Source organism: Montanilutibacter psychrotolerans (genome assembly GCF_003719825.1).
Taxonomy (GTDB): Bacteria; Pseudomonadota; Gammaproteobacteria; order Xanthomonadales; family Xanthomonadaceae; genus Montanilutibacter; species Montanilutibacter psychrotolerans.
This window is the reverse complement of the sequence record NZ_RIBS01000001.1, coordinates 192,809-206,370: the sequence shown is the minus strand read 5'-3', so window position 1 is coordinate 206,370 and position 13,562 is coordinate 192,809. Positions and strand designations below refer to the sequence as shown.

At 68.9% G+C, this 13,562-nt stretch carries 9 protein-coding genes, 1 pseudogene and 1 riboswitch; of the genes and pseudogenes, 5 read left to right on the top strand and 5 right to left on the bottom strand.

Annotation, left to right across the window (positions count from 1 at the left end):
• Positions 1–42 precede the first annotated feature (42 nt).
• On the bottom strand, positions 43–279 hold the full coding sequence (locus tag EER27_RS00820; protein ID WP_123086133.1) for a glutaredoxin family protein: 237 nt from the start codon (positions 277–279) through the stop codon (positions 43–45).
• Positions 280–445: 166 nt separating this feature from the next.
• Here EER27_RS00820 and EER27_RS00815 point away from each other — a divergent pair, with 166 nt between their 5' ends.
• Complete coding sequence (locus tag EER27_RS00815) at positions 446–1,828, top strand: L-serine ammonia-lyase (RefSeq protein ID WP_123086132.1); 1,383 nt, start codon at positions 446–448, stop codon at positions 1,826–1,828.
• 73 nt (positions 1,829–1,901) lie between these two features.
• On the opposite strand, the gene EER27_RS00810 is transcribed toward EER27_RS00815, so the two are convergent.
• Positions 1,902–4,316 carry a TonB-dependent receptor plug domain-containing protein gene (locus tag EER27_RS00810; protein ID WP_123086131.1) on the bottom strand — a complete coding sequence of 805 codons (2,415 nt, stop codon included), beginning with the start codon at positions 4,314–4,316 and terminating at the stop codon, positions 1,902–1,904.
• 246 nt (positions 4,317–4,562) lie between these two features.
• On the opposite strand from EER27_RS00810, the gene EER27_RS00805 reads away from it, so the two are divergent.
• Positions 4,563–5,696: a phytase gene (locus tag EER27_RS00805; protein WP_425480807.1), complete on the top strand. Its 1,134-nt coding sequence runs from the start codon at positions 4,563–4,565 to the stop codon at positions 5,694–5,696.
• Positions 5,697–5,775: 79 nt separating this feature from the next.
• Here EER27_RS00805 and EER27_RS00800 read toward each other — a convergent pair whose 3' ends face one another.
• From EER27_RS00800 to metX, 3 genes and pseudogenes are all read right to left on the bottom strand, one after another.
• Complete coding sequence (locus EER27_RS00800; protein WP_123086130.1) at positions 5,776–6,957, bottom strand: homoserine dehydrogenase; 1,182 nt, start codon at positions 6,955–6,957, stop codon at positions 5,776–5,778.
• A complete protein-coding gene (locus EER27_RS00795; protein WP_123086129.1) occupies positions 6,954–8,180 on the bottom strand; it encodes an O-succinylhomoserine (thiol)-lyase in 1,227 nt (408 codons plus the stop codon). The genes EER27_RS00800 and EER27_RS00795 overlap by 4 nt, the downstream gene beginning before the upstream one ends.
• A gap of 83 nt (positions 8,181–8,263) precedes the next feature.
• A pseudogene (gene metX / locus EER27_RS00790) lies at positions 8,264–9,322 on the bottom strand (homoserine O-succinyltransferase MetX); the annotation flags it as partial.
• Positions 9,323–9,387: 65 nt separating this feature from the next.
• A riboswitch (SAM riboswitch) is annotated at positions 9,388–9,513 on the bottom strand.
• Positions 9,514–9,640: 127 nt separating this feature from the next.
• Here metX and EER27_RS00785 point away from each other — a divergent pair.
• The 3 genes from EER27_RS00785 to EER27_RS00775 all read left to right on the top strand — a co-directional run bounded on the left by EER27_RS00785 (position 9,641) and on the right by EER27_RS00775 (position 13,491).
• Positions 9,641–10,816 (top strand): NHL repeat-containing protein, encoded by a 1,176-nt coding sequence (locus EER27_RS00785; protein ID WP_123086127.1) that lies wholly within the window; start codon positions 9,641–9,643, stop codon positions 10,814–10,816.
• Positions 10,817–10,820: 4 nt separating this feature from the next.
• On the top strand, positions 10,821–11,756 hold the full coding sequence (locus EER27_RS00780; RefSeq protein WP_123086126.1) for a peptidoglycan DD-metalloendopeptidase family protein: 936 nt from the start codon (positions 10,821–10,823) through the stop codon (positions 11,754–11,756).
• Between the two features lie 130 nt (positions 11,757–11,886).
• On the top strand, positions 11,887–13,491 hold the full coding sequence (locus tag EER27_RS00775; RefSeq protein WP_123086125.1) for a peptide chain release factor 3: 1,605 nt from the start codon (positions 11,887–11,889) through the stop codon (positions 13,489–13,491).
• Positions 13,492–13,562 lie beyond the last annotated feature (71 nt).

Below are 13,562 nucleotides of genomic sequence, written 5' to 3'. Positions count from 1 at the left end.
CTGCGCGACCGTCACGTCACTCGATGGTTCCGACGCGGTCGCTTACCCGGCCGCGCCGAGAAAGCCCGCCAGACGCGCCGCGTCGAACGGCCAGTCGAGTTCGCTCCCGCCGTCCTCGTCGCGCAGCACCGGCACGCGCGTGCCATAGCGTTCTTCCAGCGACGCGTCGTCGTCGATGAACACACTGTCGAACTCGGGGACACGCGCAGCCGCGAGCACCTCGAGCGCGAGGTCGCACAGGTGGCAATCGTCACGTTGGAACAGGGTCAGCGTCGGCATCGATAGCCTGTCTCGGCAAGGTTTCCTGGATACGCCACCGCATGGTGAACTGCGTCGAACGCTACATCGGCGGGGGCGAGGGTTGCGGCGCGTAGAATAGCCGTCCCCGCCCCGCCAACTGGCGCGGGCTTCGCGCGATTCCGATTCCGCTCGGATGGAGAGGCTAGTGGCCGTCAGCAGTTTCGACCTGTTCAAGATCGGCATCGGGCCGAGCTCCTCGCACACCGTCGGGCCGATGCGCGCCGCGGCGCGTTTCGTCGAACGCTGGCTGGTCGAGAACAACGACCTCGAACGCACCGCGCGACTGCGGGCTGAAGTGTTCGGCTCGCTCGCCCTGACCGGCCGCGGTCATGGCACCGACAAGGCGGTGCTGATGGGCCTGGAAGGTCACTGGCCAAACCTGATCGACCCCGACGTCATCCCGGGCGCGCTCGAGCGCATCCGTTCGGAGAAGCGCATCCGCCTGTTCGGCAGGCACGAGATCGGCTTCGACGAGAAGCACGACCTCATCATGAACAAGCGCCAGAAGCTGCCGTTCCACACCAACGGCATGCGCTTCACCGCCTTCGACGCCAAGGGCGAGGTGATCGCCACGCGCGACTACTACTCGGTCGGCGGCGGCTTCGTGGTCAACCAGGACGAGGCGGCCGAAGACCGCATCGTCGCCGATGAAACCCCGCTGCCCCATCCGTTCCACTCCGGCGACCAGCTGCTCGCTCAATGCGCGGAGAGCGGGTTGAGCATCGCCGAGCTGATGTTCGCCAACGAACAGGCCTGGCGCACGCCCGACGAGATCAACGCCGGCCTCGACGAGATCTGGATCGCGATGCAGGCCTGCGTTGCGCGCGGCATCCGCGCGAGCGGCACGTTGCCCGGCGGGCTGCACGTCGCGCGTCGTGCGCCGTCGCTGCATGCCGAGCTCACGTCCAAGCCCGAGGCGGCGATGCGCGACCCGCTGACCACGCTCGACTGGGTCAACCTGTACGCGCTCGCAGTCAACGAGGAAAACGCCGCCGGCGGCCGCGTGGTCACCGCGCCGACCAATGGCGCGGCCGGCATCATCCCGTCGGTACTGCACTACTACGACCGCTTCTGCCCAGGCGCCAACGTCGAGGGGATCCGCACGTTCCTTCTGACCGCCGCCGCGGTGGGCATCCTCTACAAGGAAAACGCCTCGATCTCCGGCGCGGAAGTCGGTTGCCAGGGTGAGGTCGGTGTTGCCTGCTCGATGGCCGCCGCGGGCCTCACCGCGGCACTGGGTGGCAGCCCGGGACAGGTCGAGAACGCGGCCGAGATCGGCATGGAGCACAACCTGGGGCTGACCTGCGACCCGATCGGCGGCCTGGTGCAGATCCCGTGCATCGAGCGCAACGCGATGGGTTCGGTCAAGGCGATCAATGCCAGCCGCATGGCGATGCGCGGCGACGGCAAGCACAAGGTCAGCCTCGACAAGGTCATCAAGACCATGCGCGACACCGGCCGCGACATGCAGGACAAGTACAAGGAAACCTCGCGCGGCGGCCTGGCGGTCAACGTGATCGAGTGCTGAGCCGGGCCTGGCGCGCGCCGGGCAATCGCCCAGCGCGCGCCGTCTCCCCGCTCATTCTTGCAGCGGCGCCAGATCAGAACGAGTAGCGCGCCACCAACTGGTAGACCGGACCAGCCGTCTCGCGCTCGACCTCGTACTCGTCGTAGTCGCGGTTCCGCTGATCGGCTCCGTTGTCGAACTTGTGGAACACCTCGTCCTTGGACGCGTCCAGCAGGTTCGATCCGGTCAGTCGCAGCGACAGGTCCTCGCCGAATCGCTTCTCGATGAACACCTCCAGGTCCGCGCCGTAGCGGGTCTGGATTTCCTCGGCCAGCACGCGCGAGAACGCATCGCCCTGGCGGCGGTAGCTGACACCGAATGCGGCGCCCAGTGTCGGCAGGTCCTGGATGAAACCGACGTTCAGCACGTTGCGCGCCTGATCGTTGAAGCGGCGCTGGCCGAGGAAGTCATCGACCCGGCTGTTGAGCCACGAGTAGTTGAGAAACACGCCGGTGTGCTCCAGGCCGATCGCCGTCAGCGGCGTGGAGGCATCCAGCTCGATGCCGTACACCGCGCCGTCACCGACATTGCGCGCGGTGTGGACAAAGCTGTCCGGGTCGAACTGCGGGTAGCCCGGCGTGTTCTCGTCGGCGCCCGGGTGGTCGTCGAGGAAATCGGCGACGTCGTCTTCGTAGTCCTCCACCGCGGCCGCACTGGGCGCGCCGGTGTTGACGACCTCGATCAGGTTGCCGACGTCGCGATAGAACAGGTTCACGCCGACGATGCCGCGGCGGCCAAGGCGATGCTCCCACCCCAGGTCGATGCCATTGGCAACCTCCGGATCGAGCTGCGGATTCCCGATGAAGTCGTTGTCGCCGAACTCGCCCTCCAGCAGCAGCGGCAGCACCTGGTTGAAACCCGGGCGGCGCACGCTGCGGCCGAGGGACAGGTTGAGGCGATTGGCGTCGTCGACGTTCCAGCGCAGGTGCGCGGACGGCAGCAGCGTGGCGTAGTCGTTGGCACGTGCGTCGCGCACGCCCTCGACCGTCGACGCGATATCGACGCGGGTGGTCTCGTAGCGCAGACCCGCCTCCCATTCCACCGCGCCGCCGCGACGGGAGAACATCAGGTACGGGTCGACACGGCGCTCCTCGATGCGACTGCCCTGCGCCGCATAGTCGTCGTACGCCGGCAACGGCGCGCCTTCCTCGTCGGTGTCCACTTCACTGGTGCGTAGCGTGTTGTCGCGACGCTTCTGGCTGTAGTCGACACCGAACTCGACGACGACGCCTGCCTTCAGGTCGCGCTCGTGCGAGAACGACGCGGTGAGTTCGCGATCGTCGACATCGGCCAGGATGCGCGTCCCCTCACGCTCATCGAAGCTGGGCGGCGCGTCCTCGTCATCGAAACCGCTCTCCTCTTCGACATCGATCGATTCGCCCTGGAAGCGCGACCACGACAGATCGATATCGCTGCGCCCGCCGGCCATGTCGAATGCGTAGCCACCCGACAGCGCGGTCGTGCGTTGATCGATGTCGACGACCTGTCGGTTGATCGACAACAGATTGGCGCGCGAGGTGCTGGACGGGTCGTTGTATTCGATCGAGTTTTCGGTCTCGGTGCGATCGGTACGCACGACCAGGCCCGACAGACTCAGCTTGCCGCCGCCGACGTCGCGGCTGTAGGACGCATTGGCGGACCAGTCGGTGCCATCGCGCGTGTCGTCCTGGTCTTCGCGATCGACGAACGCACCGCGCAGGCCGTCGAATCGATCGCTGCGTTTGAGCTTGGGGTTGTAGCGTTCCTGCACGTTGATGCCGCCCAGCAGGCGACCTCCGCCCACCTCGCCACCGGCCACCGCGCCGGCGGTGCCTTTGAGATCGCCGTCGTCGTAGCGCATGCCACCAGCGCGCACGTAGGCTCCGTCGAACTCGTAGGCGTCGCGCAGGACGATGTTGAGCGCACCGGCCACGGCATCGCCGGAGCGATTGGCACTGGTGTTGCGCACGATCTCGACGCGTTCGACGAGCTCGGCCGGGATTCGATCGACGAAGAACGAACGATCGTCGCTCGCGCCGGGCACCTTCTTTCCGTTGACCAACACCTGCGTGTAGCCCGGATCGAGGCCGCGAAGACGCGCACCGTCGTACTCGAGCACGTCCGACACGAATGCCACGCTCGGCACGCGCTTGAGCATGTCGCCGACGGTCAGCGGCTCGAAGCGCTGGAAGTACGCGAGGTCATAGCTCAGCGTTGGCGCGAGCGCGTCGCTGCGGTCGCGGTAGACGATCTCGCCTTGCACGACGACGCTGTCGAGTTCGATCGCGCTCGTCACGGCCGCCGGAAGGCTCGCCTGACCGCTGCTGGCCTGATCGGTGCTGGCTAGGAGCGCCGGCGGTGTGGCGGCGGCGATGGGCGCATCCTGCGCGATGGCGGCATGGGCGGCGGCGAGCATTGTCGCTCCGGCCAGTGCTCGGGAAAGGCTCGTCGCCAGGAGGTTGTTGCGCATCTGACCGGGTGCTCCGCTGCGTGGCAAACCCGGTGTTGTAGGCGGCGGCGATGGCGGGACGATGACGGCCAGTGTCGCGCTTGATGACGCACGTCGCGATCGCCCGTCGGCGCCGACGACGACACGCTGCCGACACAATCGACGGTTACAAACGTCGGTTCACCGCGGCCCGCGGCCGCCCATCGGAGTCGATTCTTGAACCTCACCTCTACCGGCATTCGACTGATCGGCAGCGCTTCGCTGTTGCTGCTCCTGTCCTGCGCGAGCACCGCGCCGGCCGCCACCGCCGGCACCAGCGCGGCCGCGACGGTCGGCAACCGTGATGCCCAGCTTGAGCCCGACGAGGGCGCCGACCACGACCCGCTGTTGGCGCGCGAGAAGATTGCCCACGCCGTGGTCGCAGAGGCATTCGTGAGCGTGTCGATGCCCGAGGAGAATCTCGACTCGCCCGTGGCCTGGGTCGATCCGGATCGGCACCTGTGGGTGGCGGCGACCTCGAAGCAGGGCGACCGCCTGGCATTGTTCGACGGCGCAACCGGCGCGACGCGTTCGTTCCACGGCAGCAGCGGTGGCGCGCCCGGGCAGTTCCGCCGGCCGAACGGGATCTTCGCGATCGATTCGATGCTGATGGTGGTCGAGCGCGACAACCACCGCGTCCAGGTGCTGGCGTTGCCGTCGCTGGCGCTGCTGGGCACCTTCGGCATGCAGGAGCTGGTGCAGCCGTACGGCATGTGGGCGCGCACGCTGCCCGACGGTGCAATCGACGTGCTGGTAACCGATGCGTACATGGACGGCGTGGATGCGGCAGGCGAAGGCGTGATGCCCGCGCTGGCCAAGCTCGACCGCCGCGTGCAGCGGTACCGCGTCGAGCGTCACGGCGATGCGATCCAGGCCCGTCACGTGGGTTCGATTGGCGACACCGCAGCAGATGGCGCCATCCGCATTCCCGAATCGATCTGGGGCGATCCGGCGCACGATCGCCTGCTGATCGCCGAAGAGGACGTGACCACCGGCACCGCGGTGCGCGAGTACGACCTGCAAGGCCGCTATCGGCAGCGCACCATCGGACTGGACCGCTACAAGGCGCAGGCCGAGGGCATCGCGCTGTGGCAATGCGCCGACGGCAGTGGCTACTGGATCAGCACCGATCAGTTCAAGGATCGCAGCCTGTTCCACGTGTGGGATCGCGCGAGCCTGGAGCACCTGGGCGCGTTCGCCGGCAAGGTGGTCGCCAACACCGACGGCGTGTGGCTGCACCAGGCGGCGACGCCGGCGTTCCCGGCCGGCGTGTTCTACGCCGTGCACGACGACCAGGCGGTGGCGGCGTTCGATTGGCGCGACGTGGCGCGCGCGTTGAACCTGCGCGAGCGCTGCGCCTGAGCCACACCGCCCGGGCAACGGTGGCCGGCGCGGTCTGACGGACCAGACGCGCGCCGCGGCGGACGGCCCCTGCCGGCCGCTACGCCGCCCGCGCGATGCGCAGCACGTCGTCCAGCAGGCCCGCGGCAGTGACCGCCGCGCCGGCACCGGGGCCTTGCAGCAGCAACGGCTGCGCCTGATAGCGGTCGGACCAGATCGCAAGGCGGTTGTCGGTGCCGGCGCCACCGGCGAGGGGATGATCGGCCGCCAGCGACTCCAGGCCCACCCGGGCGCGCATCGCGCCGTCGGCGGCGCGCTCCAGGCGCGCAATGAAGCGCAGCTTCTCGCCGTGCTTCCACGCAGCGGCGTAGCGATCGCGCAACACGGTGTCGAGCTGCGGCAATGCCGCGTCGAGTTCGGACGTGGACAGTGCCGCCAACGACGGCGGCACCAGCGATGCCACCTCGACGTCCGCCGATTCCAGTTCGAAACCTGCGGCGCGCGCGAGGATCAGCAGCTTGCGCCGAACGTCTTCGCCCGACAGGTCATCGCGTGGATCGGGTTCGGTGTAGCCGGCGTCGCGCGCTTCGCGGACGAAACCCGAGAACGGGCGCAGGCCGTCGTAATGGTTGAACAGCCATGCCAGCGATCCGGACAGCACGCCGGCGATGGCGTGGATGCGGTCGCCACCCTCACGCAGTTCGCGGATCGAGCGCAGCAGCGGCAGGCCCGCTCCCACCGTCGCGCTGTCGCCGTAGCGCGTGCCGCCGCGGGCGGCGGCATCGCGGATGGCCCGCCAGCCCGCCAGCGATGTGCCTTGGCCGAGCTTGCACGCGGTGACCACGTGGATGCCCTGCGCAAGCCATGGCGCGTGACGTTCGGCCACCGCGCCGCTGGCGGTGGCGTCGATGACGATGCGCGGACCCTCGCCACGCAACGCCGTGGCCACGCCATCGAGATCGCTGACGTGCAGCCCGGCTCCCGCTTCGCTCGGCAGTGCCGCGGCGGCGGCACTGCCGGCATTCGCCGGTCCGTTCGCCCCCGCCAGCAGCGATCGGGCGACGCGCGGGCACAGGCCGGCACCGCTGGCCGCCACGCGCGAGTTCGCCACGTGCATCAGCGACAGGCGCGCGCCGTACGGCGTGCCTTCCCATGCCGACAGCCTCTCCAGCACCGCGCTGCCCACCGTGCCGGTACCGAGCAGCGCGATGCGTGCCGGTGCCGGCGTGGGTTCGACGGCGGCACGCGGCCGCCGACCGGATTCGACGGCGACGGCATTCATCCGACGACCCGTTTTCCGGCTTCGTCCAGGGCGGCCTGTGCACGCTCGAGCGCAGCACCGATATCCGCCACCAGGTCGTCGACATGCTCGATGCCAACCGACAGCCGCAGCAAGCCATCGCCAATACCGGCCGCCGCGCGCGCCTGCGGCGTCATGGCCGCGTGGGTCATGGTCGCCGGGTGCGCGATCAGGCTCTCCACGCCGCCCAGAGATTCGGCCAGCGTGAAGCACTGCAGGCCATCGAGGAACGCGCGCACCACCTCGTCGCCGCCCTGCTGACCGGTGTGCAGTTCCACGCTCAGCATCGCGCCGAAGCCGCTTTGCTGGCGCGCGGCCACCGCGTGTCCGGTGTGCGATGCCAGGCCCGGGTAGTGCACCTTGCGTACCGCCGGGTGGTTGTCCAGCAACTCGACCAGCGCGGCGGTGTTGTCCTGATGGACGCGCAGGCGCGCGCCCAGCGTGCGCAGGCCTCGCAGCGTCAGGAAGCTGTCGAACGGCGATCCGGTGATGCCCAGCGCGTTGGCCCACCAGGTCAGCTGCTGGTGCAGCTGCGCCTCGCGCGCCACCACGGCGCCACCCACCACGTCGCTGTGGCCATTGATGTACTTGGTGGTGGAATGCACGACCAGATCGGCACCGAAGTCGATCGGCCGCTGCAGCGCCGGCGACAGGAACGTGTTGTCGACCACCGCGATGGCGCCCGCGGCATGCGCGGCGTCGATCACGAAGCGCAGGTCGGTGATGCGCAGCAGGGGGTTGGACGGCGTTTCCACCCAGACCACGGCCGGGCCGGTGGCCAGTGCTTCGGCGAGCGCACGCGGGTTGGTGAGGTCGACCGTCAGCAGCTCGAACGCACCCTTGGTCGCCAAGGCATTGAACAGCCGCCAGCTGCCACCGTAGGCATCGTGCGGCACGACGAGGCGATCGCCGGGCTTGAGGCAGGCGTGCAGCACCAGGGTGATCGCGGCCATTCCGGTCGCGGTGACCACGCCGCCGGCGCCGCCTTCGAGCTCGGCAAGCGCTTCGCCGAGCAGGTCGCGCGTGGGGTTTCCACTGCGCGTGTAGTCGTATTGGCGCTTGTCATTGAAGCCGGCGAAGCTGAAGTTCGACGACAGCACCAGCGGTGGCGTGACCGCACCGAACGCGGTGTCGCGATCGATGCCCGCACGCACCGCCGCGGTACACGTGTGACGGCCGGCGCCGCCCACGGCCGACGCGCTCATGCCGCCACCGCCACGTTGCAGCCTGCGACATCGGTGGCAGTAGCGCCGTCTCCGATCGCGTCACCGCCGTTGGCGGCGGTCCCTGCCGACTCGCCCACGTCGCTGTCGACGAACGTCTCGCTCAGGATCCGTGCGATCTCCGCCTCCTCCTTGAGGAAGGCGTCGTGGCCGTACTTCGAGCGCAGCACGCAAAGCCGGGTCTCGCCGCGCAGACGCTCGACCAGGGTGTAGGCGTCCTCGACCGGCACCAGACGGTCTTCGGCCACCGCGACCACCGTCACCGGCACGCCGATCGACTCCGGTTCCAGCGCCTGCAGGTCGATCGATTCGGACAGTCGCTGGTAGGCGACGGTCGAGGTGCGCGCGGAGTACGCGGCGCCGCAATGGTCGAGATAGTCCTCGGCCCCGGCGCGCACGCGGCCGTCGACGACCTCGCAAGCGCCGAAGCGCGCCGCGAACTCTTCGGGCGTGCGATAGCTGAGGATCGCGAACTGCCGCGCCAACGCGAGGCCGTGGGTTTCGTCGCATTGCAGCGCGCCCAGCGCAAGCGCGCGCCGCTGCAGGGCGCGCCAGGCGCTGGCATACGGGTGCGCGCGGTGCGTGCCGCTGATGGCGACCACGCGGCCGACGCGTTCGGCGTGACGCGCGGCGAACTGCAGCCCCACCATCGCGCCGTACGAACAACCCACGAATGCCGACAGCCGTTCGATGCCGAGGGCGGACAACAACGCGGCGATGGCGTCGGCCTGGTCGGCCGGATCGATCACCGCGTCGAGCGCGCCGTCTGCGCCAAGCCAGTCGAATGCCACCAGGCGGTGGCGCGCGGGATCGAGCGCCCGTCCCTGGCCGACCTGCGCATCCCACCAGCCGCTCACCGTTGCGTCGCCGACCAGTTCACGCCCGGCCGAGATACCGCCGGCAACGAACACCGCCGGCAGCGCGGCATCACCGAGGGTGCGGTAACGCAGGCGCACCACGCGCCGACCGGCATGGCGCAGATCGATGGCGAGTGTCAGCTCGCCACGCACGTCATCGCGTGGCGCGGCGACGGGGTAATGCCGCGCGTCGTGCGCCGCGGCGCCGCTCTCGGGGCGATCGAGGTTGCCGTGGTCGGGATGGGTGTCGTTGGCAGCAAGGCTCATGGCGGTGTCCGGCAGTGGGCGGGACCATCGAGCCGGCGTTGCCGCACCCGCACACAGGCGGGTCGCAACCATCTTCCGGTGAACACCGCGCCAGGCGCGGTGCACCGCAGGATTTGGCACCTGGCAAGGCATTTGCCCCGCTGGCTGCCCCGGCTTCAAAGGGCCTGTCCCTCTGCCGGTCTCGATGGATGACGCGCAGTCTGCCGATGCCACCCGGGCCAGTCAATCTCTTTATGCGGATAAAGCGATTAAATAACCAATCGTCATTACGGGATCGCGTCCGCTCCCGGCCATCGGCTTCACGAATAAACTTTGCCCATGACCTCCCGCCCCCATGACCGCGCGGCCACCGCCACGCAATCGACCGGTGCGGCCGCGGCAAACGCCGCGCGCCATGCATCGGCTGCCTTGATCGCCCTCGCCCTGGCCGCGTGTGCGAGCACTCGCCCGCACGACAGTTCGACCTCCAGCCTGCAGGCCAAGCCCGCCGGCATGGCCACCACCGCGCCGGTGGTGGTCACCGAACGCTTTGTCAGCCAGCCCAGCGGCGGCGACGAACTCGACTCGCTGGCCACCTGGCCCACGCCCGAGGGCGGCACCTGGCTGGTCGCCACCGCCAAGTCCAGCCACCAGTTGGTGGTGTTCGACGGCGACAGCGGCGAGCGCCTGCGCACGGTCGGCGGCGAAGGAAGCGATGGCGGACAGTTCAAGCGGCCCAACGGCATCGCCGTGCATGGCGACACGCTGTTCGTTGCCGAACGCGACAACCACCGCGTGCAGGCTTTCGCGCTTCCCGCGTTCGCGCCGCTGGGCACGTTCGGCGCCGACGTGCTGCGCAGCCCCTACGGCATCTGGGTGCGCGAGACCGAGCCGGGCGAGCTCGAGGCCTACGTCACCGACAGCTTCATGTACGGCAAGAAGTTCGACCAGGTGCCGGAATTCGCCGAACTCGACCAGCGCGTGCGTCGCTTCCGAGTCAATGTCGCCGCCGACGCACTGCGGACCGAGTACGCCGGCTCGTTCGGCGATACCGCTCCGGCCAGTGCACTGCGCATGGTCGAGTCGATCGCGGGCGATCCCGCGCACGATCGCCTGCTGATCGCCGACGAAGACCGCCGCCACGCATCGACCCTGCGCGAGTACAGCTTCTCCGGCCACTTCACCGGGCGCAGCGTGCCGGAAGCCAGCTTTGGCGCCGAAGCCGAGGGCGTGGCGCTGTGGAGCTGCCCCGACGGCAGCGGTTACTGGCTCGCCGTCGACCAGCTTGCCCCGCTGGCGATCTTCCACTTGTTCGATCGCCAGACCCTGGAACCGCGCGGCAGCTTCCGCGGCACGGTAACCTCCTACACGGACGGCGTTGCCCTGCACGCCGCCGCCACGCCAAGCTTTCCGGGCGGTGTGCTGTACGCGGTGCACGACGACAAGGCCGTGGCCGCGTTCGATCTGCGCGATGTCGTTCGCGCCCTCGGCCTCAACCACGGCTGCACCGAGTAAGACCATGGTCCGTTATCGTGTTCCCGTACTGGCGCTTGCCTTGCTGGCCTGCTGGGGCAGCACCGGCCAAGCCGATGCCGCCAAGGTCTATCGCTGGACCGACCGCAATGGCGTGAGCCATTACGGCGATCACGTGCCCGACAGTCCCGGCGCCCGCCCGACCGACGTCCGGGTGGTCCCGGTGGAGGCCGAGCCGGGCGCCATTGCCCGATTGCGCCTCATCGACGCCGGCGACCGTTACCAGGCCTGGGTGGACAACAGCCTGTCCGGCCCGATCGAGGTGGAGGTGTCCTTCAACAACCGCCGCAACGTGACCAGCCGTCCGTCGCTCCCCGCTCGCGCGACCCTCGCGGCACGCGGCACCGCGCTTGTGGCCGAGCTCATGGGGTCCGGTGGCGGCCAGCCGCCCGACTTCGAACTGGCGGTGCGCGCCGTACCGGGCGATCCGCGATCGCCGGGACGCGTGGTCGATTTCGTGCTGCCGTTGCAACAGGCGCAGTTCCGGATCGAGCAGGGCTTTGGCGGCGGGTTCAGCCACGCCACCACCGAGAACCACTACGCCCTCGACTTCGCCGCACCGATCGGCACGCCGGTCCTGGCCGCGCGCGGCGGCGTCGTGATGCAGGTCGAGTCGGACTTCAGCAAGGCCGGGCTGGACAGCGAGGAGTACTACGGCCGCGCCAACTTCATCCGGATCGTCCATGACGACGGCAGCATGGCCTTGTACGCCCACCTGAAGGAGGACGGCGTGCTGGTACGCGCCGGCCAACGCGTGCAGACCGGCCAACAGATCGGGCTGTCGGGCAATACCGGCTTCACCAGTGCGCCGCACCTGCACTTCGTGGTGCAGATCAACCGCGGCATGCGCCTGGAGTCGATTCCGTTCCGCATGACCGGGCCCAGCGGCCCGTTGCGGATCTCGGGCGGCCGCGGCGGCTGAGCGGCTGCGCGAGCGCCCTTGCGCACGCCGCGCACCGTGGCGACGGGGCCGGCGGCCGGGCGTGCCGGCCAGCCGGCTATAATCGCGCCCCTTCCCCGTTGCCCCCGGCGCCCACCGGCGCCTCGCCACCATGTCCGATGTTTCCCTCGAAGCCCTGCGTCGCCGCACGTTCGCGATCATCTCGCACCCCGACGCCGGCAAGACCACGCTGACCGAAAAGCTGCTGCTGTTCGGCGGCGCGATCCAGATGGCCGGCTCGGTCAAGGGGCGCAAGGCCGCGCGCCACGCCACCTCCGACTGGATGGCGCTGGAAAAGGAGCGCGGCATCTCGGTGACGTCCTCGGTGATGCAGTTCCCGTACGAGGGACACATCGTCAACCTGCTCGATACGCCCGGCCACGCCGACTTCGGCGAGGACACCTACCGCGTGCTGACCGCGGTCGATTCGGCGCTGATGGTCATCGACGTCGCCAAGGGCGTCGAGGAGCGCACGATCAAGCTCATGGAGGTCTGCCGCCTGCGCGACACGCCGATCATGACCTTCATCAACAAGCTCGACCGCGAGGGCAAGAACCCGATCGACCTGCTGGATGAAGTGGAATCGGTGCTGGGCATCCAGTGCGCGCCGATCACCTGGCCGATCGGCATGGGCCAGCGCCTGAAAGGCGTGGTGCACCTGCTGACCGGCGAAGTGCACCTGTTCGAACAGGGCCGCAACTTCACCCGCCAGGATTCGACGATCTTCGCCTCGATCGACGCCCCCGCGCTTGAGGCACGCATCGGCGCGGACGCACTGCGCGAAGTGCGCGACGAACTCGAACTCGTGCAGGGCGCATCGCACCCGTTCGACAAGCAGGCCTACCTTGCCGGCAAGCAGACGCCGGTGTCGTTCGGCTCGGCGGTCAACAACTTTGGCGTGCAACTGCTGCTGGACTTCTTCGTCGAGCACGCGCCCCCGCCGAAGCCGCGCGCCACCACCGGCCGTGAAGTCGCGGCGACGGAAGACAAGCTCACCGGCTTCGTGTTCAAGATCCAGGCGAACATGGACCCGCAGCACCGCGACCGCGTGGCGTTCATGCGCATCTGCTCGGGCAAGTTCAGTGCCGGCATGAAGGCCTTCCACGTGCGCACCGGCAAGGAAGTGAAGCTTGCCAATGCGCTGACGTTCATGGCCTCCGACCGCGAGATCGCCGAAACCGCCTACTCCGGTGACGTCATCGGCATCCACAACCACGGCACGATCTCGATCGGCGACAGCTTCACCGAGGGCGAGGCGCTGTCGTTCACCGGCATTCCGAACTTTGCGCCGGAACTGTTCCGCCGTGCGCGCCTGCGCGATCCGCTCAAGCTCAAGCAGCTGCAGAAGGGGCTGGCGCAGCTGTCGGAAGAAGGCGCCACCCAGTTCTTCCGTCCGCTGATGAGCAACGATCTGATCCTGGGCGCGGTCGGCGTGCTGCAGTTCGACGTGGTCGCCTACCGGCTGAAGGACGAGTACGGGGTCGATGCCAGCTTCGAGCAGGTCAGCGTCGCCACGGCGCGCTGGATCCGCTGCGACAACGCCAAGAAGCTGGAGGAGTTCCGCGACAAGAACGCGATGAACCTGTCCCTCGACGCCGCCGGTCAGCTGGTCTACCTCGCGCCGACCCGCGTCAACCTGCAGCTGGCGCAGGAACGCGCGCCGGACGTGCAGTTCCTGGCAACGCGCGAGCACGCGCACGCGGTCGCCCTCGACTGAACCTGAACGGGGGTTGCGCATTGAAAAGTGCGTGGAAAGCACGCACTATCGACGCGTCACCCCACCGGGAT